The sequence below is a fragment of the Methyloceanibacter sp. wino2 genome (assembly GCF_003071365.1).
Classification (GTDB): domain Bacteria; phylum Pseudomonadota; class Alphaproteobacteria; order Rhizobiales; family Methyloligellaceae; genus Methyloceanibacter.
This window is the reverse complement of record NZ_CP028960.1, coordinates 2,286,370-2,310,392: the sequence shown is the minus strand read 5'-3', so window position 1 is coordinate 2,310,392 and position 24,023 is coordinate 2,286,370. Positions and strand designations below refer to the sequence as shown.

Below are 24,023 nucleotides of genomic sequence, written 5' to 3'. Positions count from 1 at the left end.
CGCGATCAACGCCGGCAGCACCAAAAGGTTCGCCAGCAGCGCCGTTGCCAAGAGCATTATCACGACTTCTCCAAACAGACGCAGGCTGGGAAGCTCGCTGAGTATTGTGCCCCGAACCCGACGATCAGCACCAGACACCCGACGGCGAGCGCCGGGCCGATGGTGGCGATCGTCTCCTCGAGGGCCGGCTTTACAGCTTCGCCGTTGGACCGCATCAAACGATAGTAGTTCAGGATGTGAATAGCATTGTCCACCGCGATGCCAAACCCGATGGTGAAGGCAACCACGCAGGTGAATTGCAGTCCTGCGCCCGTAAGATGGAGGATCGCGCCCGCCACGGCGATCGGCAGAACGTTGGTCACCATGCTGTAGAGCCCGGCTCTCAACGACCAGAAGACCAGGCCGATCAGCAGAATGTTGAGCCCGATTGCGATCAACAGGCTGCGGTTGAGCTCGATGATCATGTCGTAACTCGCCCGGGCGGAATGGGGCGCGATTCCGGTCGCGATGAAACGCACACCCGGATGCGCCGCGCGCAGGGCTTCGATGTCCGTTTCGAGCGCGTCCAGCACGGGCACCAACTCGGAGGCGTCCACCGCGGGGAAGTAGCCGGACACGAGCGCCGAATGATCGTCCACCGACATCATGCGCTCGAGGAAAGGCGACTTGGACTCCTCCAGGAAGTCCAAGACTTGCGCCTGCTTGAGCCCGCCCTCCAGCATCCAGGTCTCGATGCTGTGCAGGGACACCGCGCGCGTCACGAGCGGCAGCGTCTCCAGGGTCTTGTGCGCGTCCCCGACCACGGTGAGGACCTCGGCAGAATCGAGCGGCTTGTCTTTCGGCCATTGGATATGGAGGAGGATAGCCTCGGTGCCGCCGAACTCCTTGTCGACCACGTCCATGACCCGTGAGGACTGACTGTTCGCCGGCAGATAGTCCCTATACTGATAGCTTGGGCTGATCGTGGCGTAGAGAATGCCGGCACCGATCGCGACGATGAGCCCGGCGGCAAGAAAAGCCGTGGGATTGCCGAGGATGGCGCGGCCCAGCCGCCGGCAGGCAGTGCTCGTGGCGGTGAAGATGCGGTCGAGGGTGTGGTCCGCGTTTTCCTTTCGGCCACGCCGCCCCAGCAGCAGCGTCCCCAGCGCCGGCAGAACCGTGATCGTCGCCAGAAAGGCGACAGCCGTGCCGATGGCAGCTGTGAGTCCGAACCCGGACACAAGCGTGTGAGGCACGAGCGTGAGCGACAGCAGCGCGATCGCGGTCGTCATGGCCGCGAGCACGCAAGCGGGGCCGATGTCCCGCACCGACGACACGACCGCCTCGCGCGCGCCCTCCCCCGCGACCACTTTGCGCTTGATGCCGAACATCAGATGCAGCGAGCTTGCGAACACCAGCACCGTGACCAGCCCCGGCACCACGCCGGTGAGGACGGTGATCTCCTGCCCGCGCAACTCTGTGATCCCTAAGGTCCACAGCACCGCAATCCCCGCCGGCACACCGGCAAGCAGGGCGTAAATAGGGCTGCGGAAGAACAGCAGGCAGATGATCAGCGATACTGTGAAGCCCGCCCCGATCAGGAGGCGCTGATCGCGGATCAAGGCGCCGACGATCTCGAGCCGGAAGAACGCCACGCCGCTGAGTTCGGCTTGCATGTCCGTGCCCGCCAGCGCTTCGTCCGTCACCTGCCGCAAATCATCCGCGACGACGCGAAGATCGTCGATCTTCGGCCGCGGCTCGATCGCGACGACGAACAGCGCGGTCGTGGCGTCCGCCGACAAGAGTTTTTCTGAGACAAAGGGGTGCGCCAGCATGGTGTCGCGCAAGCCGGGAATATCCACACCCTCGAGTTCCATCGGGAACACGGCCTCAGCATTGCCGGAGGCATCCGGCGCGTCGTGGGCCGAGAACATCGACGTGACGTGCTTCACGCCCTCGACGAAATGGAGGTTCAGATGCAGATCGCGTAAGTGTTCGAGATTTTCGCGGCTGAAGAGATCCGGCGCCTGCACCAGCAACAGCACGTCCTCGCCGGTCTGCGGGTACTGCTTCTCCACCATTTGGAGATTGCGGAAGTCCTCCGTCCCGGAGCGGAAAATCTCACGAATGTCGCTGGAGAACTCGACTTTCGCCGCGGCAAACGCCAGCGGAATGGTCAGTGCTGCGATGATCAGCAGGGTGATCCGCGGGAAACGCTGCGCCAGCAGTCCCAGCTTTTCGAGGCCGAACCCCGCCGTCATTGCGCCAATCCTTGGACATCTGCATCCGCGTCGAGGCCCGCCTCCGCCGCCGCCAGCGCCCACAGTCCGAAAATCTTGCGGTAATTGTCGTAGGTGATCGCGCAGGTCCGGTTGAACACGCCGGCGATGGTTTCCTCGGGCCAGCTGCCATCCGCGCGTTGCCGGTCCTGCAGGAAGCGCAGCCCGGCACGTACCGGCTCGCTGTCGGCCATGTCGCTCTGAAGCAGGCTGAGCACGGCCCAGGACGTCATCACCACCTGGCCCTCCGGGGTGCTCGCATAGGTCCCGCGCCGGCAGCTCTCGATGGTTTCGCCCCAGCCGCCATCGGGAAGTTGATGGGAGACGAGAAACGCAGCCGCGCGGCGAACGGGGGCGCTGTCGGCGGAAAGCCCAGCGGCCCGGAGGGCCGAGACCGCGAACCAAGTCCCGTAGGTGAAGCAGATACCCCAGGCGCCCATCCAGGCGCCGTCGGCGCGTTGCCGAGCCAACAGAAAATCGCGGCCGCCCTCGATCGCCTTGTCGATGCGCCGGACCCGCGCCGGATCGACGCCCTGCGCACGATAGCGGATCAGCGCCTGGACGCAGGCCGATGTGCATTCCACATAAGAGTGGTCCACCATGATGTCGGCGAACACGAGCGACGGATTAAGGGCCTCCATCCAGGCCGGCGTCCGCGCCTTCTCGTAAGTTGGCCAGCCGCCGTCGGCGTTCTGCCAACCGAGGATCAGTTCGGCCGCGTCGTCGAGACGCTCGTCGGAAATGGGCTCGTCGACAACGGCGCGCAACGCGATCGCGCTTTTCAAACCCTCCGCGGTGCAGTCCGAAATCGGCCAGCCGTGCTTCCTGTTCGAGAACGGCCAACCGCCTTTGGAGGGGTCGCGGAAATAGCGCTCCCGCTCCGGCGTGTCTTCGAGCACCTGGTTGGCTTCGATATAGGCGTGGGCCGACTCCAACATCGGCTTTGCTTTTCCTGCACGGCCGGACGCGGCAATCGCCTGGACGGCGAACGCCGTGTCCCAAAGCCGCGAGGAATTGTAGCCCTGCATATGCGTGCCGTGCTCGCCCTTCCACAGATACTCAGGCAACTGCCGCCGATGCGCGGCGACGCGTTCTCCGTCAGGTTCGGCATAGTGCCAGCACAGCATGTTGAGCACCTTGTTGATGGGCCCGATGCAGATGTTGTTCGTGTTCTCGTCCTCCCGGCGCACTTGATCCAACACGAACGCGGTCGCGCGGGCACGCAAGCTCTTGCCGGCAATGGATTCGTAGCCGTTCAGAAGACCGTTCAGGAACCGGTAGCCCCGCGACAGCGGCGCGTAGATATCATCGGGCGCGCACTGCATCTGGCTGGCGCGGAAGTCCAACGCTTCATAGGGCTCGCAGAAGATCTCGTCGCGCAACGCGCGCACGACCGGCGTCAACGGCGCCTGCGCCCTGATCCCATAGAGATAACTCATGGGCAGGAAGATCATGCGGCTGTGGCACCAGAAGCGGGACGGATGGGCCGGTAGCGACGTCGGGAGTAGCCAGAGTTCCGGCGGGACAGGCATGACGCCGTCGTAGTCGTACAAATTGAGGAGTGCGAGCAGAAACTTGCCCCACGGCGGCAGATTGGCTGCACCTCCGCGTTCGAGCAGCCAAGCCCGCCCCCGCTGCAGATCGGGATCGTCCGCCGGCACTCCCAGCAGCCGCTGAGCCACGTAGCAAAGCGCCGTGGCATAGGCGTAGCTCTCGCCTTGGATATGGAGCGGCCAGCCGCCATCTTCGTTCTGGTGATGCTTGAAGAAGCGAATGAAGTCCTGCTCGGTCTCGGAATCGAAGGGCGCACCGACAATGTGCGTCGCGACGATCAGGGTCGGCAGCAGAAAAACGGGACCGCCGTAGTCGCCGTGCCAGCTTCCGTCAGGCGCCTGCGTGTCCCGCACGTGCCGCAGCGCCAGATCGACAGCCTGCGACAGGTCCTTCTGCGCTGCCCAATGGTTCAATGTCCCGCGGCCTTGAGATGGGCCGGTATCTTCCGGTAGCCGGGAAGAAGACCGGCGATCGGCCAGGTGCTCCACGACGCGAACCGCGCCAACGTTTGCCGCGTCCGGCTCCAGTGTCCCTCGCGCATTTCCGCGCCGACGGTCTTTCGCGCGGCACGGAATCCGATGCGGAAGAACGACGTCGCGAACGTGCTCCCGCGCACGTCCGTCGCGGCGAGCAGCGCCATCGTGCGGCGCCGCTCCGCGGCACTCGTACGCCACGTATCGAACATCGACTGCCGGATGGCGCGGGCATCGTAGCGGGGATCGGAAAAGACCTGATAGAGCGCGTTCGAAAGCATCTCGGGCACCCGCGCGCGCGCCTTCTGCCGGCGTGCGTAGTCCGCAGCGTCGGTAATGTCGAGCAGGGCCTCCACGTCCTTCAGTCCCAGCGAGATGCCGACAGCCGTAAGCGGATGCGTGCAGCCGACCGCATCGCCCACCAAGGCGACGTTGCCGCGCCCGTAGGCGGTTCGGGTCTGGAACCGCGTCTCCATCCAGGCGGGCTTGCGGGTCTTCAAGGAGACAGCAAGCGCCTTCGCCATCGGTGCCGGTAGAGCCGGGGCGACCGCCGCGTAGAGGGCATCCGTGTCTCGCCGCAGCTCCGTGGCCGACGCGGGCACGTCGAGACACAGGCGCACCTGGTCGGCACCGATCCGGTACGACAGGATGGGGCCGGCCAGACCGCTCAACACATGGCCGTAGCCTTCAACGGGCAGTTCCACGTCGGCGAGGACAATGCCGGCCATGAAGGAGATACCGACCGAGCCGTCAGGCAGACCGAGAAGACGGCGCGTTCCCGACCGGCGCCCATCGGCCGCCACGATCCGCTTCGCGTTGATCGCGACCTCGGCGCCCGTATCTCCATCCATATAGACCGGCACCGGCTCGAGCTTGCTCAGCTTCGCCGGCGCGACATAGTCGATCTCGGGCATTGAGACGGCCCGGCGGCGCAGCTCGTCGACGAGCTTGTGATGCTCGAAGCTGACGCCCGTCATGCCGTCCGGATAGGACAAGACGATCGGGTCGGCGCCGTCGCCGGGATGGGCGACGAAACCCCGCCGCGGGCCGTTCTCCGTAAACGCCGCAAGGCCGCCCAATCCAAGCTTCTCGAGGATCTTGACACCGGACGGGTGAATCCACTCGCCCGCGAACCGCTCAGCGGCGCGCGGATTGGCCTCGAGCAGCAGGACGGTCTCCCCGCGCTGGGCAAACGCGATCGCCGCGGCACATCCGATCGGACCCGCACCAATCACCGCAACGTCATGATCCGTTCGCACCAAGGTCCCACCGGCTGTCAGAAGCGCGCAAACACGGGCGGAAGGGCGCCCTGTCCCGTCCGGTGCCGGCGTGATCGCCGATCCGGACTCTCGTTTGAATCGTAACGGGTTGGGGCGGATTTGACCATCCCGCGAACCCGGCCCAGAGCCGCTTGGCCCGCCATCGGACAAACCGCCCGCGATGTAGGAAGTTCCAGCTTTGACGCGTATCAATGAGGCTATGGGCGGCAGCGCCTATGGACACGTGCATGCAAGTCCGAACACCCCTCACAGCCGCAATCATTCTCCTCGCCATGACGGGCGCGGCGGCGGCGCAAATGAAATGTACGGTCAATGACCCGACCGGCACGCCTCTGAATGTGCGCAGTAAGCCGAACGGGCGCATCGTGGGCACGCTAAAGAACGGCACGCCGGTGAATGCGTGGGCAATCCACAGTGTGCAGGGCAAGCTCTGGGCGCGGATCACGCCACCGGGCTCGGCGAAGAACCGCTGGGTATTCCGCCAATATTTGAGCTGTCAGGAACTCTACGACTAGGCCCCAAGGCGAGCCCGTTCGCACGCGGGAGCCTGCCCCAAAAGGCGATTCGTTAGGTCCCGGACCCCGGGTACATTCAAGTCGCTTGGAATGGTGGGCGGCACTGGGATCGAACCAGTGACCCCTACGATGTCAACGTAGTGCTCTACCGCTGAGCTAGCCGCCCGGTCTGTGTGGCAAGGCGCCTTCTATATGGGTGGCGGCGCCAGAAGGCAAGCGGCGGATTCCGGTGCTTTTCCTCAAGCCGCCAGCATGCGCTCCACCTGATCGACCAAATCGCGCAGGTGGAAGGGCTTCGACAGAATCTTGGCATCTTTCGGCGCGTTGTTGTCCGGATTGAGCGCCACGGCCGCGAAACCGGTGATGAACATGATCCGGAGGTCCGGATCGAGTTCGGCGGCTTTGCGCGCCAGTTCGATTCCGTCCATCTCGGGCATCACAATATCGGTCAGGAGCAGCATGAAGGGCTCTTCCTGAAGCCGTTCATAAGCCTCCATGCCGTTGCCGAACGAAACCACGTCGTAACCGGCCTTCTCCAGCGCCTTCACCAGGAAACGGCGCATATCGTCATCGTCTTCGGCAAGAAGAATACGCTGAACGCTGCGCACGCGCGGGTCGTTCGCCTCCATAATCCTCGTCCCCCTCAACACTCACCCTGTATCGCCTACACGAATATGGTAAACGACCGCTTGCCTTATTCTTGAACGTTTGGCGCGGCCCCATCGGGTAGGCCCTGCAATCATTGCCGCTATTGAGCCACGGCACAAGCCGGAACACGCCTGGACAGTGCCTCCGGTCGTTGGCAGAGTTAACGCCGGTGCGCCGCCGCCCGGCAGGCGCCGCTCCCGGAACCGCAGAACCCAGGTTTGGCGTATGAAGCAACAAGAGGCTGAGGCGATCGAGCGGGAACTGTCACCGCCCTTCACCGTGGTGCGGCCCGCGAAACTGGCGCTTCCCCTCGTCTTCAACTCGCCCCACTCGGGCCGGGTCTATCCCAGCACATTCCTGGCCGCCTCGAAGCTCGACGCGCTCACCTTGCGGCGGTCGGAAGATGCCTATGTGGATGAGCTTTTCAGCTTCGCCGCCGCGCTCGGGGCCCCGCTGCTTCATGCCCACTTCCCGCGCGCCTATCTCGACGTGAACCGCGAGCCCTATGAGCTGGACCCGATCCTGTTTCGCGACGGGCTACCCCATTATGCCAACACCCAATCGGTCAGGGTCGTCGGCGGCCTCGGAACGATCGCGCGGATCGTGTCGGAGTCCGAGGAGATCTACCGGGAGCCTCTTTCGGTCGAGACGGCGCTGGAACGGATCAACCGCCTCTACATTCCCTACCACGAGACCCTCGCGGCTCTGCTGATGGAAGCGAAGAGGGAATTCGGCTTCGCCGTGCTGATCGACTGCCATTCCATGCCCTCGAGCCCGAGTGCCGACAAACAGTCAACCCGCGCCGACTTCGTGCTGGGCGACCGCTTCGGAACCTCCTGCAGCAGCGAGCTGACGCGCATGGCCGCGAGATCCCTCGAGGCGCTGGGCTTTGGCGTCGCGCTCAACAAGCCTTATGCGGGCGGTTACATCACCGAGCATTATGGACGCCCGCACAAGGCACAGCATGTCCTGCAGATGGAGATCAACCGGGCGCTGTATATGGACGAGACGACGTTCGAACGAACCGAGCGTTTCGACATCTTGAGGGAAAAGCTGGAGACGGTGATCCGGGGACTGATGCCCGGCATTTCCGATCTCATCGTCCCCCGCGCCGCGGCCGAATAGGCCCCGCCGATCCAAAAAAAGGGGCCGTCCGATTGAACGAACGGCCCAAGTCTAGGGAGGAAACGCCCAAGGAGGGCAGCGATATGGCCTGGAGAGCCATATCGCATTGCAACAATATGTCATTGCAATGCACAAAAATCAAGGTGTAGCCGGAAATTGACGACAGAACTGAAACAGTGGTGCCGCAAAGTCACGCTACCGGGCGTTGTCCGCCATACCCGCATACGCCGGACAGGCCCGGGACCAGGGAGTAACCCTCGTCCTTAAGGCTCGGAAGCCTTGACTCTCAACGGCAAACACCGCCAAGCCTTGTACCGTGACCAAAACCGTTCAACTCGATTTCCAGAGCTATATAGCGACAGCGCACGCTCTCGCCGAGAGGGCTGGCGAGGTCATATTGCCGCATTTCCGTAACGTCTTGGCCGTCGACGACAAGGGCGGCTCCGGCTTCGATCCCGTCACCGCGGCGGACCGGGACGCGGAAGCCGCCATTCGCAAGATCTTGTCGCAGACCCATCCCGGGCACGGCATCGTGGGCGAGGAATTCGACGACACCCAACCCGACGCCGACATTTGCTGGATCATCGACCCGATCGACGGCACACGCGCCTTCATCATGGGCCAGCCTCTCTGGGGCACGCTCATCGGCCTGACCGCACACGGCGCACCCGTGCTCGCATGATGAACCAGCCTTATACCGGCGAACGCTTCTGGTGCGGCGAAACGGAAAGCTATTTCACACGCGCCGGCGAGACGCGGCCCATCCGCGTTCGGCCATGCCCCGTGCTCGACAACGCAATTTTGGCAAGCACCGCGCCGGAACTTTTCGACGCGTCCGAAATCATCCGGTTCGAGGCCTTGTCACGCGCGGTGCGCCTGCGGCGCTTCGGCGGCGATTGCTACAACTATTGCCTGCTCGCGATGGGTCAGATCGACCTCGTGGTTGAGGCGGGGCTCAAGCCGTTCGACATCATGCCGCTCGTGCCGATCATCGAACGCGCCGGCGGCGTCGTGACGACGTGGGAGGGCGGCGACCCGAGCCAAGGCGGACGCATCGTGGCCGCCGGCGATCGCGCCGTACACGCCGCCGCTTTGGAGATCCTCTCCGCTTAGGGTGTCTTGCCGTTAAGCCGTCTTGCGCACCGCAACGCCGGGCGCGAAGGCATCGAACGCCGCCCAGAACTGCTCGCGGATCGAATCCCGTTCTTGCAGGATTTCGTGCCGCGCACCGCGCAGCACGATCTGCGTGCCCGCGCGCAACCGCGACGACAACGCCTCGATCGCCTTGTTGGAGACGATCTTGTCGTCGCCGGCAACGACCAGCAGCGAGGGCACGCGAATCTTCGGCGCGTATTTCTCGCCTTCCAAGCGCGACATGGCGTCGAAGGCCGCATGCAGCCAGCCGATGGTCGGGGGCCCGCCGCAAGGCCCGGCGCGGCGTTCAGCACTTCGACGTTCCGGTAGAAGCGTTCCCGGTCCGAGGTGAGCGGATTGCCCTCGAAGACATCGCTCGACCACACGGACTGATCACCGGGCACGGCCTGCTTGCCGAGCCCCATCCAAGACAGTCCGGTCGCGAGCCCGGCGCAAACGTCCTGTGGCACCGGCAGCCCGGCGAGCGCAACCATCGGCGAGGTCGTGATCAGGCGGTGGAACCAACACCCGCGCTTAGTCGCGGCATTGAAGAGGATCGGCGCGGACATGGAATGGGCCAGCGCGTAATACGGCATGGGGCAGTCGGGAAGCACCACGCCCTTCATGAAATGATAGATGTCCTGCTCGTAGTCGATGAAGCTGCGGATGTGTCCGCGCGAGGAGCCGCGCACCAACCGTGTCGACCCGCCCTGCCCGCGCCAATCGATAATCGCGACGGCGAAACCGCGGCGGCGTAATTCGCCGACCACCTCGAAGTATTTCTCGATGTACTCGTTCCGGCCCGGAAAGATGCAGACGGTGCCGCCGCGCTGCTGCAAGGCCGACTGCCAGCTCGCATAGCGGACTTTGACCCCCTTACGCACATCGAGATAGCCCGCGTTGGCGCCGAGAGGGACAGGGTTCTTGGGTGTCGAAACGAGAGTCATCGAGATTCAGGATATTCCGCAATCCCGCAACGCGGGAGGATTGGTCCGCCGCTCTTTCTTACAGCCGCTATGGCGCCGCCGACAACAGAACATGCAACTTCGCGGGCGCCGCAAGAGGGACGCAGCCCTGACAGGTTACTGAATTTACTGTTTGAATTCAGCGCCCTACAGCTCTTGAAGCGCCCCGGAGCCAATCCTATATGCGATTTTGCGCAAAGGCCTTCGGGCTTTGCGTCTCAGAGCCCGGCTCCGCATGAGGAGCGGGTCACCCACCATATCGCTTCATCAGGAGGATGTGACATGAGGCATTTCGATTTGACCCCCCTTTATCGCTCCACTGTCGGTTTCGACCGGCTCGGCTCGTTGCTCGATACGTTGAACACGTACGAAGGCGACGCCCCGGCCTACCCGCCCTACAACATCGAGCGGGTGAGCGAGAACGACTATCGCATCAGCATGGCCGTCGCCGGCTTCAGCGACGCCGATCTCGAGATCGAGGTCAAGGAGCACACGCTGTCCGTTCGCGGTGAGAAGCGCGTCGAGCAGGAGAACTCGACCTACCTGCATCGCGGCATCGCCGCCCGCAGCTTCGAGCGCCGCTTCCAGCTCGCCGACCACGTAGTCGTGAAGGGTGCGAGCCTCGAGAACGGCCTTCTGCATGTGGATCTCGAGCGTGTGCTGCCCGAGGCCATGAAGCCGCGCACCATCGAGATCACGACCAAGTCGGACGCCCCGAAGACGATCGACGACAAGACGATCGACAGCCAGGCGGCGTAAGCCCGACACGGGGCCGCTATCGGTCCCGCTAGAGCAGACGAAAGCAAAGAAGGGCGCTCCTTTTATGAGGGGCGCCCTTCCCTGTTTCGCACTCGATCACGCCGGTTGGGAGAGTCGTGGCGCGGGAGCCTTGCGAAGTGCGTAGTCTACACCAATAACAACTTAAAGTAGGTTTACCGCGTTCCGACAAATGCGCCGCTTCGCATGAGGCCCCCGAGGTTGGCCGCAAGGTCGAAAGCTGGTTCCAGGTCCGACGCGATGCCTGCCGCAGCTGGTAACTTCTCCCCCGCCATGAGCGCCTCGGCGAAGGCTGCGCCTCCAGCCGGCAATCGGCGAACAGTCACTTGAAGCGCGGGACGCAGCACGAGCGCATCCTCCCCGCCGGCAGGCAGGCGTCCCGGTTCGTCTTCGCCGTCCCGCAGCGTGAGCTCCCAGATGGTGATCACCGGATATTCGGATCGGACGACACTCGCCGAGGGATGGAACACGAAGCCGATATCCTCGGCGCGTTCACCGAGCGCCGTCAGCGCCTCTTGCGACAACGGCTCGGCATCGGCGGCGTGATAGGCCTGGTGCCAGGCCCATTCGAGCCGCGCCACGTCGGCGAGATACGGAACCGCCGAGGCGGGCGGAAATGCGCCGATGAAATCGGGGAAGTCACCGCCATACTGCAGCAGAACGGCCGACCGCGGTGGCGCCTTCTCCACGTAGTCCCGCGCCATCGCCCGGAAGAACTCTTCTCCCACGAGCTTCGCCGTTGCCGGGAAGCGGCCTGCAAGCGCGTCGATGAGGCTGGCGTAAACATTGTTCCGGTAGACTGCAAAGCGCCGCGCGGGGCCGCTGCCGTCGCGCCCCTTCACCGCATCCGGGACACCCGCGTCCTGATCCAGAAGCGCCTTCGCAAAGGCTCCCTGGCGCTGGGCCGCGTCCGTCGTCATGTGACGGCCGCGAGCTCGGGAGCGGCGGACACCGTGCACGACGCCAGCAGATCATCGGCTCGCTTGGCCTCGGCAAACAGCACGGGCCAGTCGGGAACGTCGTTGTCCCATTCGATCAGCGTCGGCACCGGCCCCGTGCGCGCGAGCGCCCGCGCGTAAAGCGTCCAGACGGGGTCGGCCACCTCGCGGCCGTGATCGTCGATGAGCAGAAGCGAACCGTCCTCGTCCGCATCCTCCGCGTGCCCGCCGAGATGAATCTCGCCTACATGCTCCATCGGAAAAATGTCGAGATAGTCGGCGGGCTTAAAGCCGTGATTGGCCGCCTGCACAAAGACGTTGTTCACATCGAGCAAGAGCCCGCAGCCGGTCCGCCGTACAACTTCGCGCAGGAAGTCGACCTCGCGCATCGTCGTCTCGGCATAGGCGACATAGGTGGACGGGTTCTCGAGCAGCATCTGCCGGTTCATGGCGTTTTGCACTTGATCGATGTGGTCGCAGACCCGCGCAAGCGTTTCCTGCGTATACGGCAACGGCAGGAGATCGTTCAGATAGACCGTGTCGTGGCTGGACCAAGCCAGATGCTCGGAAAACAGAGCGGGCTGGTAACGGTCGGCAAGTGCGCGCAGGCGCGCAAGATGATCCGCATCGAGCGGCCCCGCGCCGCCAATGGAAAGCCCCACACCGTGCAGCGACAGGGGATAGCGCTCCCGGATCGCCGTCAAATAGGCATGAGGCGGCCCGCCCGCGCCCATGTAGTTCTCGGCGTGGATTTCGAACCAGCCGATCTTGGGAGCGCCGTCGAGAATGTCGCGATAATGCTCAGGCTTGAGCCCGACCCCGCCTTTTCGCGGAATCGGGCTTGTGCCAAAATTCGCCGGATGCGCCATCGCCTTACGCAGGCGGCATGTCGCGCTCGAGCGCCGTAAGGCTGCCCTCGCGGTCGCCCGGCAGTTTCATGGTGGTGCAAGTCCCCTTGGGTACGAGCTTCCAGGCATTCCCCTGATAATCGATCGTCGCCGTGCCGGCGCAGGTCGTGCCGGCGCCCGCGGCACAGTCGTTCTCGCCGGCCTTGGCGACGCCGAAACATTTCTCTTGCTCATCCTCGGCGGCAGCCGGCGTGGTGGTTGCGGCCATGCCAAGCGCGGCAGCAAAGGCGCTGGCCACGGCGACGCCGGAGAGTGACTTGGAGTGATGGGTCATATTGGGTCCTTCTAAGGGCTCAAGTGGATCAGGGGTTCAAGTGGTTCCTGGTCGTGACGGCCGGCGAAACGCTCACCCGCCGCCGGATTTGCGGCGCCAAGTGGGCCGCGATTTTCCGCTCCGGTCAAATCACGCCTCCGCCAGCCTTTTGTGATCCGGCGACCGCCTATCGGAAGGCCTGTATCCACTGCAACAACCCCCGGATGCACGCCCTGTGGCGGCGCGCCGGACCGTGAATCTTGCGCTTGTGTACGCCTCGGAAATCTGGCATTTTGGGGCGAAATAGGACAGGCTTGCTGACCTTTGTACTAGAGTCTGCGGCGCGGAGCTCTTCACACCGCCTTACTTGAGGTGGTCTGCTGCCATAAATCGCCGCGTACGCTAGCGTAGAGGCACGCTAGCCTACCAGGGCCCGATCTTCACTATTGCCTTAACGGTCACATTGGTGAGGTAGAGGGCTTTTGGCCCAACCCCAACATGCTCGCCCAGGCGGCGAGGCCGAGAATTCATGCAGAAGATGGCACCCCGTGCGCTCATACCTGGACCTTTCAACGCGGCTGCGACTGGCATGCCGCGCGCGGAAGGACTCTACGATCCGGCCAACGAACACGATGCCTGTGGCGTCGGCTTTATCGCGGACCTGAAAGGCAACAAGAGCCACAAGATCATTGAGCATGGCCTCGAGATCTTGGTGAACCTGACCCATCGCGGCGCGGCGGGTGCGGACCCGCGCGACGGCGACGGCGCGGGCATGCTCATTCAGATTCCGCACGACTTCTTCGTAGAGGTCTGCGCCCCGCTCGGGTTCACGCTGCCGGAGCCGGGCGAGTATGCCGTCGGCCAGATTTTCATGCCCTCCAATCAGGCGCAGCGCATCTATTGCGAATCCGCGATCGAGCGCGTGGTCGAATCCGAAGGCCTGACGCTGCTGGGCTGGCGCACCGTGCCGACCGACAATTCGACGCTGTCGCCGGAGGTCATCGAGACCGAGCCGGTTCACAGGCAAGTCTTCATCGGACGCGGTCCCGGCATCAAGGACGAGACCGACTTCGAGCGTAAGCTCTATCTCCTGCGCAAAGTGATCTCCAACACGATCAACGGCGAGACCGGCGGCCACGACATCGGCTTCTACATCGTGTCCATGTCCTGCCGCACGGTGATCTACAAAGGCATGTTCCTGGCCTATCAGCTGGGCGCCTACTACCAGGATCTCCACCACCCGAAATTCAGCTCGGCGTTGGCGCTCGTCCATCAGAGGTTTTCGACGAACACCTTCCCGTCTTGGAAGCTGTCGCATCCCTTCCGCATGGTTGCGCATAACGGCGAGATCAACACGCTGCGGGGCAATGTGAACTGGATGGCCGCACGCCAGGCGAGCGTGTCGTCGCCCCTGTTCGGCGACAACATTTCGAAGCTGTGGCCAATTTCGTACGAGGGACAGTCCGACACGGCCTGCTTCGACAACGCCCTCGAGTTCCTGGTGCAAGGCGGCTACAGCCTCGCCCATGCGGCGATGATGCTCATTCCCGAAGCGTGGGCGGGCAACCCGCTTATGGATGCCAAGCGCCGCGCCTTCTACGAATATCATGCGTGCCTGATGGAGCCGTGGGACGGCCCGGCCGCCATGGCCTTCACCGATGGACGGCAGATCGGCGCGACGCTCGACCGGAACGGATTGCGTCCGGCCCGGTACTTCGTCACGGACGACGGCCTCGTCGTGATGGCGTCGGAGACCGGCGTCCTGCCCTTCCCGGAAGACAAGATCGTCGAGAAGTGGCGGCTCCAGCCCGGCAGGATGCTGCTCATCGATCTCGAAAAGGGCTGCATCATCTCCGACGAAGAGGTCAAAGCGGAGATGACCGACTCGCATCCTTATCAGGAGTGGCTCGACCGGACGCAGATCCAGGTGCATGAGCTGCCGGGCGCGAACGTGGCGCCGACGCGCCCCAATGTCAGCCTGTTGGATCGCCAGCAAGCCTTCGGCTATTCGCAAGAGAGCCTGAAGTTCCTGATGCTGCCCATGGCCCAGACCGGCCAGGAGGCCATCGGGTCCATGGGAACCGACACGCCCATCTCGGCTCTGTCGAACCGGCCGAAGCTGCTGCACACCTATTTCAAGCAGAACTTCGCGCAAGTGACGAACCCGCCGATCGATCCGATCCGCGAGGAACTCGTGATGTCACTGGTGACGTTCATCGGCCCGCGGCCGAACCTGCTCGACCTCGAAGGCACGTCGAAGGACAAGCGCCTGGAAGCGGCCCAACCCATTCTCTCAAATGAGAATCTGGAGCGCATCCGGGCCATCGGCGCGGTCGCCGACAATCAGTTCCTGACGGTCACGCTCGACATGACCTATCCCGCCAAGGACGGCGAAAAGGGCATGGCGGGCGCGCTCGACCAGCTCTGCAAAAAGGCGGAAGCCGCTGTCCTGGAAGGCGACAACATCATCATCCTGTCGGACCGGGCGACGGACAGCGACCGCATTCCTCTGCCCTCGCTTCTGGCGACGAGCGCGGTGCATCATCACCTGATCCGGTGCGGGCTGCGCACGTCCGTGGGTCTCGTGGTCGAGACTGGCGAAGCCTGCGAAGTGAACCAGTTCTGCACGCTGGCAGGCTATGGCGCGGAAGCCATCAACCCCTATCTCGCTTTCGAGACGCTCGAGACCCTGCTGCCGGACCTCGACGAGGACATCACTCTCGACGAGGCGATCACCCGCTACATCAAGGCCGTCAGCAAGGGCATGCTGAAGGTCATGTCCAAGATGGGCATCTCGACCTATCAGTCCTATTGCGGCGCGCAGATTTTCGACGCGGTCGGTCTGAAGTCCGACTTCGTGGCCAAGTACTTCACCGGCACCAACAGCCAGGTCGAAGGCGTGGGCCTTGCAGAGATCGCAAAGGAGACCGTCGAACGGCATAAGGCCGCTTTCGGCGACGCTCCTGTCTTGCGGAACGCGCTCGACGTCGGCGGCGAGTATGCCTTCCGGGTGCGCGGCGAGGCTCATTCGTGGCGGCCGCAGGTCGTGGCGGATCTCCAGCATGCGGTCCGTGGCAACTTGCCCGAGAAGTACCGCAGCTATGCCGAGGCCATAAACCAGCAGGACAAGGAACTCCTGACCCTGCGCGGCATGTTCCGCATCAAGGATGCCGACGAACTCGGCCAGAAGCCGGTCCCGCTCGACGAGGTGGAGCCGGCCAGCGAGATCGTGAAGCGCTTCGCGACGGGCGCCATGTCGTTCGGCTCGATCAGCCGCGAGGCTCACACGACCCTGGCGATTGCCATGAACCGCATCGGCGGCAAGTCGAACACGGGCGAAGGCGGCGAGGAAGTCGATCGCTTCACGCCGCTGCCCAATGGCGATTCCATGCGGTCGGCGATCAAGCAGGTTGCCTCGGGCCGTTTTGGTGTAACCACGGAGTATCTCTCCAACGCGGACATGATCCAGATTAAGGTCGCGCAGGGTGCGAAGCCCGGCGAAGGCGGCCAGCTGCCGGGCCACAAGGTCGATGGGACGATCGCCAAGGTCCGGCACTCGACGCCGGGCGTCGGCCTCATCTCCCCGCCCCCGCACCATGACATCTACTCGATCGAGGATCTCAAGCAGCTGATCTACGATCTCAAGAACGTCAATCCGAAGGCCGACATCTCCGTGAAGCTCGTGTCGGAAGTGGGCGTCGGCACGGTCGCCGCGGGCGTGGCCAAGGCCATGTCCGATCACGTGACGATCTCGGGCTTCGAGGGCGGCACGGGCGCCTCGCCCCTGACCTCGCTCAAGCATGCCGGATCGCCCTGGGAAATCGGACTTGCGGAAACGCAGCAGACTCTGGTGCTGAACCGGCTGCGCGGACGCATCGCCGTGCAGGTCGATGGCGGCTTGCGCACCGGCCGCGACGTGATCGTCGGCGCGCTGCTCGGGGCGGACGAGTTTGGTTTTTCGACGGCTCCGTTGATCGCGGCTGGCTGCATCATGATGCGCAAATGCCATCTGAATACCTGCCCCGTGGGCATCGCCACCCAGGACCCGGTCCTGAGAGCGCGGTTCACCGGCGCGCCGGAACACGTGATCAACTTCTTCTTCTATGTCGCCGAGGAAGTGCGCGAGTACATGGCCGCGCTCGGCTTCCGGAAGTTCGAAGAGATGATCGGCCGCACCGAGGTGTTGGACAAGGAAGTCGCCATTGACCACTGGAAGGCGCGCGGGCTCGACTTCACCAAGCTGTTCCATAAGCCCGACAACGCCGACACGCACCCGATCCGGCATACCGAGCTGCAGGACCATGGACTGGAGACCGTTCTCGACACCAAGCTGATCGAACTTGCCCGCGCGGCCATCGATGAGAAGGCGCCGGTCAAGATCGACCTGCCGATCAAGAATGTCGACCGTTCGACCGGCGCAATGCTGTCCGGCGAGATCGCCAAGCGCTACGGCCATGCCGGTCTTCTGGACGACACGATCTGGGTCCGCTTTAACGGATCCGCCGGCCAAAGCTTCGGCGCCTGGCTGGCCCACGGCGTGACCTTCGACCTCGTCGGCGAAGGCAACGACTATGTTGGCAAGGGCCTGTCAGGCGGCCGCATCATCGTCCGTCCGCCGGAGGAATCGAAGATCATCCCCGAGAAGTCGATCATCGTCGGCAACACGGTCCTGTACGGCGCCATTTCCGGCGAGTGCTACTTCCACGGCGTCGGCGGCGAACGCTTCGGCGTGCGCAACTCCGGCGCCACGGCGGTGATTGAAGGCACCGGCGATCACGGCTGCGAGTACATGACCGGCGGCGTGGTCGTCGTGATCGGCCCCACGGGCCGCAACTTCGCGGCGGGCATGTCGGGCGGCATCGCCTATGTGCTCGACGAGTCCGGCGATTTCGAGCAACGCTGCAACATGGCCATGGTTGAGCTCGAGCCGATCCCGAGCGAGGACCAAGCCATGGAGAAATATCTCCATGAGGGCGGCGACCTGGAGACCCACGGCCTCGTGGATCTCACGGACATGACGCGCCACGACGCGTTGCGCCTGCGCAAGCTGATCGAAAACCATCTGCACTATACCGGCTCGGCCCGCGCCCGAGAGATCTTGGACAATTGGGCCACCTACCTGCCGAAATTCGTCAAGGTCATGCCGGTGGAGTATCGCCGCGCGCTGCAGGAAATGGCGCGTCAACAGGCTGCCGATCCGGATGGGCTCGGCACGATCGAAATCGGCCTGCGCGAGACGGGCAAATAAGCCACAATGCGGGCATGAGAGCCGGGCTTCGGTACTGCCGAGGCACTGGCACGGATGAGATGAGTTAGGGCGGAGATCCTAATCGAATGGGCAAAGTTACAGGGTTTCTGGAAATCGAGCGGGAAGACCGGTCCTATCAGCCGGCCGCCGACCGCGTGCGCCATTTCAAGGAGTTCGTGATCGATCCGAGTGAAGCGGACATCACGAAACAGGCTGCGCGCTGCATGGATTGCGGCATCCCCTATTGTCACACGGGCTGCCCAATCAACAACCAGATCCCCGACTGGAACGACCTCGTCTATCACGACGATTGGCAGGACGCCGCGCTGAACCTGCACTCCACGAACAACTTCCCGGAAGTGACGGGTCGCATCTGTCCGGCGCCCTGCGAGGCGGCGTGTACGCTGAACATCATCGACGAGCCGGTGACGATCAAATCCATCGAGCGCGCCATCGCGGACCGCGCCTTTGACCAAGGCTGGATCGTGCCGCAGCCGCCCGAGAAGAAGACCGGCAAGAGCGTCGCCGTTGTCGGATCGGGGCCCGCGGGGCTTGCGGCCGCCCAGCAACTGGCCCGCGCCGGCCACGACGTGCATGTGTACGAAAAGCACGCCCATCCCGGCGGGCTGCTCCGCTACGGCATTCCCGACTTCAAGATGGAGAAGTTCATCATCGAGCGTCGCGTGACGCAGATGGAGGCCGAGGGCGTCACGTTCCACTGCAATGTGGAAGTGGGCAAGGATGTCGACATCCGTGACCTGGAGCGCAAGCACGACGCCGTTCTGCTGGCCGGCGGATCGGAGCATCCGCGCGACCTCGCCGTGCCGGGGCGCGATCTCGACGGCGTTCACTTCGCGATGACCTTCTTGCCGCAGCAGAACCGCCGTGTGTCGGGAGAGCCGTTGGGCGATGTCGACTCCATCACGGCCGAAGGCAAGCGCGTGGTCGTGATCGGTGGCGGCGATACGGGCTCGGACTGCATCGGCACGTCGTTCCGGCAGGGCGCGACCGCCGTGACGCAGCTTGAGATCATGCCGGAGCCGCCCGAGCAGGAGAACAAGGCGCTGACCTGGCCGCACTGGCCGCTCAAGTTCCGCACCTCATCGAGCCAGGCCGAAGGCGCCGTCCGCGACTTCAGTGTGGCCACGAACCGATTCCTCGGCGACGGCAAGGTCGAGAAGCTGGAGTGCGTGCGCCTCGACGAGCAGATGAAGCCGATCGAGGGGAGCGAATTCACGATCCCGGCTGATCTCGTCTTCCTCGCCATGGGCTTCCTGCACCCGGTGCACGAGGGCATGATCGCGGACCTCAAGGTCGAGCTCGACCAGCGCGGCAACGTCAAAGCGAACGACGTCGACTACCAGACCTCGCGGAGCAAGATCTTCGTCGCGGGCGACATGCGCCGTGGCCAGTCGCTCGTGGTCTGGGCCATCCGCGAAGGACGGCAAGCCGCCCACTCAATCGACAAATTCCTGATGGGATCGACCACGCTGCCGCGCTAAGCGGCGGGGTTCTTAGCTCAAGCCGCTCTTAGCTGGGCGGCCAGGCGAAGTCGTCGGCGCGCCCGGATTTCGGCTCGAGCTGCTCGCCACGTACTAGCACCCGGTAGTAGGGCCGTTGCGCGAGCGGGAGCTGCGGCCGCGACGAGGACAGCGTCACGTCGGACACCGCCGAAATCGAAGAAATCGCCGTATAGCCGCCGGGCAGATTGGACGTGATGACCTGCGGATCGGGCGCCCCGCCGGACCCCGTGTCTCCATCGGGATCGTTGATCGGCGCAGCCGCGCCGCGATTCGGGCGCACCACGCTGACATCTCCGACCTGATCCTCCCGCAGGGCATCGCCTCCCTCGCCGTCCGCCGTATCGCCCGCGACAGCTGTCCGGGTGGCAGGCTCAGGCGATGTCAGTCCCGTCGCCACCTTTTCCTGCTCCTCGGGATCGCCGGCGAGCGGAATGTCGCGTTCCTTCTTCGCAAGTTCGATGTCCTGGCGCAGTTCCTTGTTCACGAGCTGGGCCAGTTTCAGATCGCCGCGCGACGTGAAACCGTCGCCACTGCGCATGTGTTGCTTCCGCCCGTCCTCGTCGGTACCCACCAGCGTGTATTGGCCGTTCTCGTCGGCGAACTCGCTCCATGTATCGATGAACTTGGCGCCGTTCACGAAGGCTTTCTCGCGAAACACGTCGTTGAGACGTTCGGCGGCGGCCCGTTGGCCGGCCGAGCGCATCACCGGCAGCCCGACCCAGTAAACGCCGAGCCCCGCGGCTCGCAATTTCCGAATGAACGTCTCGACGCGGGCACCATAGGCCTGGCGCCATTCTTCGGTGCCTACATTGAGCACCTTGCCGTTCTCCCGGATCGCCTTGTGCTCGCCAAGGCCGAACTGAACGACGGCGACGTGATAGGTCCCATCGTTCAGGATCTGGTCGATCTTGCCGTTCCAGTCGTAGCGCGTGGGATCCGTGAAGCCGGTCCACTTCTTGGACTGGTTCAGGACGTCTACGGTGAGATCTTCTTCGAAAGTGCGGTAGAGCCCACTCCAGAGCCCGTCCGCATCCCCGTCGCCGAGCACCACCACGCGGTAGCGGTCGCCATTGGGGAACGGTGTGATGTAGCTGCGGTGCGCGAGCGCATCTTGCGCGGCCACGGGCGTCGAGGCCGTGGACACGAGAAGCGCTGCCAGCAGCAGCACGATCGAGCCGATCAAACGAGGCATGCGGGTGCAAATATTCCTTAGGCGGGACATCTGGCACCCATCATAGCACTAATTCGCCTGTGCAGGAGGCACGTCGGAAGCGCTGCGCGAATAGGACGACGCACCTGCCTGCCCGGACTGCCAGGGCAAAGCCTGGGCCGGCTGCGCCTGTTGCGCAGGCTGCGGGTGGATTGGAATGATCGCGTAAGCATTCATCTGGCCCGGCGGCGAATATTCGGCGGCTACCTGCTGCTGCTGAGCGGCTTGCGGCTGCACAGGCTGAGACGGCACGGCTTGAGGCTGAGCCGCTTGCGGCTGAGCCATCGGGGGCTGCGCCGGAGCTAGAAGCTGCTGGCTGTTGGCTTGTGGGACTGCCCCTTGAGGATGGATGTATTGCGGCTGCACGCTATTCGCCGCGCCGGGCTGAGCCGGGGCGACCGCTTGCTGCGGCACATATTGAGGCTGCATGCCGTTCTGAGGCTGCGCCGCCTGTCCCGGAGCCGGTTGGGCCCCCGGAATGGACGCCGTCGATTCGGGCACTGCCGGCGGCAGCGCAGGCGCCTCTGCTCTCAGCTTCTTCAAAATCGTCTGCGTCGGGTAGCCGTCGACGGCCATACCCTTGGCGCGTTGATAGGACCGCACGCCCTCGAGCGTGCCGCTGCCGATGATGCCGTCCACCTCGCCTTCCAGATGCCCAAGCGCAATCAGATGGCGCTGCAGCTCCATGCGCTGATCCATGGACAGCCGGTTCTCGCTCGTGGGCCAGGACTGGATGAAGGGTCCGTAGCCTGCGAGCCGGTCCGCCAGATGTCCGACGGCAAGCGCGTAGGAATCGGCGTTGTTGTAGCGCAGGATCGAGCGGAAATTGTTCAGGACCAGAAAGGACGGCCCATTGCGTCCGTCAGGCGACAAAAGCTGCGCCTTGTCGCCGGGCCGCGGGAAAGGCTTACCGTTGGCGCGGGTGATGCCCGCGGCCTGCCAGCTCGCAAGCGTCCGGTAGGTCCCGCGCTTGTAGCTCTTGGCGGTGTAACTCGAGGGCAGTTTGACCTCGTAACCCCAGGTCTGCCCCGGAATCCATTTCGACTTCCTCAAATAGGCAGCCGTCGAGCCAAGAGCATCGGGGATCGTGTCCCAAATATCGCGGCGCCCATCACCGTCGAAATCGACCGCATAGGCCGAATAGGTGGTGGGAATGAACTGCGTGTGGCCCATGGCGCCGGCCCAGGACCCGTTGAAATGCGCCGGGTCCGTATCGCCGTGCTGCAGGATCTTCAGTGCCGAAACGATCTGCCCGCGGGCGAACTTGGATTTGACCCCCGAACAGGCCAAGGTCATGAGCGACTGGATGACCTGCTTGTCGCCCTTGTTGGTGCCGTAGTTCGATTCCACGCCCCAGATGGCCAGAACGATGTGTTTGTCGACGCCGTACTTGGCCTCGACCTGCTGGAGCAGCGGCCCATACTCGATGAGCATCTGCTGCCCCATCGTCAGCCGCTTCGGTGAGATCGCACGTTCCACGTACTCGCCCATCGGCTTCTTGTATTCGGGTTGGTACTTGGCGGACTCGATCACTTCTTGGTCGTGCGAGATGCCAGCGGTCGCCCTCTCGAACGTCTCCCAGCTGACGCCGCTACGCTTCGCGGCGGGCCAGAAGCTCTTGACGCAGGTCTGAAACTTGTCCGCGTACGCCACGCTTGGAATGGCCGCGACGGAGACGCAGGCCAGACCAGCCGAAAAGGCAGACGATATCAATATCTTAGGACAGTTCATGGATCTCATCCCGGGAAAATAACAAATGGGGCGGGCAAAACCGTGGCAAACCCGCCGTTACCCATTTGCCTAGAATGACAGACCCTACTTTAGCACCTGGTTAATCAACGCGTGGCTCGGGTAGCAGGTCAGAGGCAGCCCCCGCGCCTTTTCCTCCTTGCCGATCGTCTGCCGGGTCTTGAAGCCGACCAGCCCGTCGACCTTCCCGACGTCATGGCCTTGGGAAACAAGCACTTCCTGGAACTTCAGAATGCGGTCGCGGGTGAAGCGCTCCACCGGCTGCCATGTGCCGACAAACTGGACGGGCGTGTTGTAGGCGATCATGTCGGCCACGTGTCCGACGAAAATCGCGTAGACGTCCGAGTTGTTGTAGAGCTTCAGGACCGAGAAATTGGTCGTGGCGAGGAAGGCCGGCCCCTTCATCCCGGCGGGGAGCACGAGGAAGGTCCAGTCTCCGAGCCGGTCTTGCGGGAATTCGCGGCCGTTGACGCGCCGGACCCCGAGATCGATCCATTCCTTGATGGGCAGCGATTGATCCGGCCCCTGCAGTGTGCAGTCGAAATTCTTGGGGAGCGTCACCTCGTAGGCCCAGGGCTGGTTCCCGTCCCATCCCTGGCTTCGCAGCGCGTTGCCGGCACTGGCCAGGGCGTCCGGAACCGACGCCCAGATGTCACGCCGCCCGTCGCCGTCGAAATCCACGGCATGTTCCTCGAAGTCGCCCGGTAGAAATTGAACATGCCCCATCGCGCCGGCCCAGGAGCTCTTCATCATCTGACGGGTCGCATGACCGAGTTCGATGATCTGAAGCGCACCGATCAATTGCGGACGGAATTCGTCGGCACGCCGGCCCATGAAGGCCTGCGATGCGATCGCCGTGACCGCATCGTAAGGCAGCGCCGCGCGGCCAAATCCGGTTTCGCGCCCCCAGATGGCGAGCACGATGCTGGCCGGGACGCCGTACTGCTCCTCGATAGCCTTCAGGGTCGGGGCGAGTTGCCGGTACTTGGCCCTGCCGCTGCCGGCGAGTGCATTCAGGCTGCTGGCTTTGAAATAGTTCTGGGGCACGCCGAACTCGGCCTGCGGCTTGGGCTTCGGCTTCATGGAGGCGGGCAAGGCCGGGCCGCCGGGATAGGCGGGGTCGGGCGGCGTCAGTTGCGGCAGCGACCAATCGAGCTTGAGCCCTTTAAGCTGCTTATCGAAGGTCGCGCGCGAAACGCCGGCAGCTTCCGCCTCCGGCCACAAGCCTTCGAGCCACTGCGCGAAACTGGTTTCGACTGCCCGCTTGTAGTCGGACGCGGGGTCGGCAACGCCGGCTCCGGGCCGTGAAGTGAGCGCGAGTGCGAACAACAATGCGAACGCCAAGCACGTCCGAGTGAGCTGTGCGGCCGCCATAGACGATCCTTCAAGCTTCCAAACGAATCCCGACGCAGAGTGTGGCGGGCCTCTATGACCTTGAAAAGGCGTGATGGACATCGCGCTGCCA

16 protein-coding genes, 1 tRNA gene and 2 pseudogenes are annotated in these 24,023 nt (G+C 63.9%); 6 read left to right on the top strand and 13 right to left on the bottom strand.

What is annotated here, in order from left to right:
* Positions 1-59: 59 nt before the first annotated feature.
* From DCY11_RS10815 to DCY11_RS10805, 3 genes are read right to left on the bottom strand one after another with little or no spacing between them, the layout of a single operon-like run.
* Entirely contained in the window at positions 60-2,240 is a 2,181-nt protein-coding gene (locus DCY11_RS10815; RefSeq protein WP_108682893.1) for an RND family transporter, read from the bottom strand.
* Positions 2,237-4,225 (bottom strand): terpene cyclase/mutase family protein, encoded by a 1,989-nt coding sequence (locus DCY11_RS10810; RefSeq protein WP_108682892.1) that lies wholly within the window; start codon positions 4,223-4,225, stop codon positions 2,237-2,239. The genes DCY11_RS10815 and DCY11_RS10810 overlap by 4 nt, the downstream gene beginning before the upstream one ends.
* A complete protein-coding gene (locus DCY11_RS10805) occupies positions 4,222-5,544 on the bottom strand; it encodes an NAD(P)/FAD-dependent oxidoreductase (RefSeq protein ID WP_159079958.1) in 1,323 nt (440 codons plus the stop codon). Before DCY11_RS10805 ends, DCY11_RS10810 begins: the two co-directional genes overlap by 4 nt.
* A gap of 248 nt (positions 5,545-5,792) precedes the next feature.
* Here DCY11_RS10805 and DCY11_RS10800 point away from each other — a divergent pair, with 248 nt between their 5' ends.
* On the top strand, positions 5,793-6,080 hold the full coding sequence (locus tag DCY11_RS10800; protein ID WP_108683793.1) for an SH3 domain-containing protein: 288 nt from the start codon (positions 5,793-5,795) through the stop codon (positions 6,078-6,080).
* A gap of 91 nt (positions 6,081-6,171) precedes the next feature.
* Here DCY11_RS10800 and DCY11_RS10795 read toward each other — a convergent pair.
* Positions 6,172-6,246, bottom strand: a tRNA-Val gene (locus tag DCY11_RS10795).
* Between the two features lie 73 nt (positions 6,247-6,319).
* The gene (cpdR, locus tag DCY11_RS10790; protein ID WP_069443487.1) at positions 6,320-6,709 is read right to left on the bottom strand and encodes a cell cycle two-component system response regulator CpdR; all 390 of its coding nucleotides are present in this window, start codon (positions 6,707-6,709) and stop codon (positions 6,320-6,322) included.
* Positions 6,710-6,953: 244 nt separating this feature from the next.
* On the opposite strand from cpdR, the gene DCY11_RS10785 reads away from it, so the two are divergent.
* Both DCY11_RS10785 and hisN read left to right on the top strand, forming a co-directional pair.
* Positions 6,954-7,853 (top strand): N-formylglutamate amidohydrolase, encoded by a 900-nt coding sequence (locus DCY11_RS10785; RefSeq protein ID WP_108682890.1) that lies wholly within the window; start codon positions 6,954-6,956, stop codon positions 7,851-7,853.
* Positions 7,854-8,205: 352 nt separating this feature from the next.
* Positions 8,206-8,966, top strand: a pseudogene (hisN, locus tag DCY11_RS10780) (histidinol-phosphatase).
* Positions 8,967-8,978: 12 nt separating this feature from the next.
* Here hisN and DCY11_RS16055 read toward each other — a convergent pair.
* Together DCY11_RS16055 and DCY11_RS16050 are read right to left on the bottom strand one after the other, a co-directional pair.
* Positions 8,979-9,230 (bottom strand): alpha/beta hydrolase, encoded by a 252-nt coding sequence (locus tag DCY11_RS16055; RefSeq protein ID WP_256385620.1) that lies wholly within the window; start codon positions 9,228-9,230, stop codon positions 8,979-8,981.
* A gap of 269 nt (positions 9,231-9,499) precedes the next feature.
* Positions 9,500-9,934, bottom strand: a pseudogene (locus tag DCY11_RS16050) (alpha/beta hydrolase); the annotation flags it as partial.
* A 300-nt stretch (positions 9,935-10,234) separates the two neighbouring features.
* On the opposite strand from DCY11_RS16050, the gene DCY11_RS10770 reads away from it, so the two are divergent.
* On the top strand, positions 10,235-10,711 hold the full coding sequence (locus tag DCY11_RS10770) for an Hsp20 family protein (RefSeq protein WP_108682889.1): 477 nt from the start codon (positions 10,235-10,237) through the stop codon (positions 10,709-10,711).
* Positions 10,712-10,884: 173 nt separating this feature from the next.
* Here the strand turns inward: DCY11_RS10770 and DCY11_RS10765 are convergent, their stop codons facing one another.
* From DCY11_RS10765 to DCY11_RS10755, 3 genes are read right to left on the bottom strand one after another with little or no spacing between them, the layout of a single operon-like run.
* Positions 10,885-11,649 (bottom strand): DUF2063 domain-containing protein, encoded by a 765-nt coding sequence (locus tag DCY11_RS10765; protein ID WP_108682888.1) that lies wholly within the window; start codon positions 11,647-11,649, stop codon positions 10,885-10,887.
* Positions 11,646-12,536 (bottom strand): DUF692 family multinuclear iron-containing protein, encoded by an 891-nt coding sequence (locus DCY11_RS10760; RefSeq protein WP_108682887.1) that lies wholly within the window; start codon positions 12,534-12,536, stop codon positions 11,646-11,648. The genes DCY11_RS10765 and DCY11_RS10760 overlap by 4 nt, the downstream gene beginning before the upstream one ends.
* Before the next feature lie 4 nt (positions 12,537-12,540).
* Positions 12,541-12,849, bottom strand: a complete 309-nt coding sequence (locus DCY11_RS10755; protein ID WP_108682886.1) for a DUF2282 domain-containing protein — start codon at positions 12,847-12,849, stop codon at positions 12,541-12,543.
* Positions 12,850-13,366: 517 nt separating this feature from the next.
* Between DCY11_RS10755 and gltB the strand changes: the two genes are divergently transcribed.
* The gene (gene gltB, locus DCY11_RS10745; RefSeq protein WP_108683792.1) at positions 13,367-18,076 is read left to right on the top strand and encodes a glutamate synthase large subunit; all 4,710 of its coding nucleotides are present in this window, start codon (positions 13,367-13,369) and stop codon (positions 18,074-18,076) included.
* 86 nt (positions 18,077-18,162) lie between these two features.
* Positions 18,163-19,578: a glutamate synthase subunit beta gene (locus tag DCY11_RS10740; protein WP_108682884.1), complete on the top strand. Its 1,416-nt coding sequence runs from the start codon at positions 18,163-18,165 to the stop codon at positions 19,576-19,578.
* 28 nt (positions 19,579-19,606) lie between these two features.
* Here DCY11_RS10740 and DCY11_RS10735 read toward each other — a convergent pair whose 3' ends face one another.
* From DCY11_RS10735 to DCY11_RS10725, 3 genes are all read right to left on the bottom strand, one after another.
* Positions 19,607-20,791 (bottom strand): DUF459 domain-containing protein, encoded by a 1,185-nt coding sequence (locus DCY11_RS10735; RefSeq protein WP_159079957.1) that lies wholly within the window; start codon positions 20,789-20,791, stop codon positions 19,607-19,609.
* Between the two features lie 48 nt (positions 20,792-20,839).
* The gene (locus tag DCY11_RS10730) at positions 20,840-22,540 is read right to left on the bottom strand and encodes a lytic murein transglycosylase (RefSeq protein WP_159079956.1); all 1,701 of its coding nucleotides are present in this window, start codon (positions 22,538-22,540) and stop codon (positions 20,840-20,842) included.
* Positions 22,541-22,624: 84 nt separating this feature from the next.
* Complete coding sequence (locus tag DCY11_RS10725) at positions 22,625-23,932, bottom strand: lytic transglycosylase domain-containing protein (RefSeq protein ID WP_159079955.1); 1,308 nt, start codon at positions 23,930-23,932, stop codon at positions 22,625-22,627.
* Positions 23,933-24,023 lie beyond the last annotated feature (91 nt).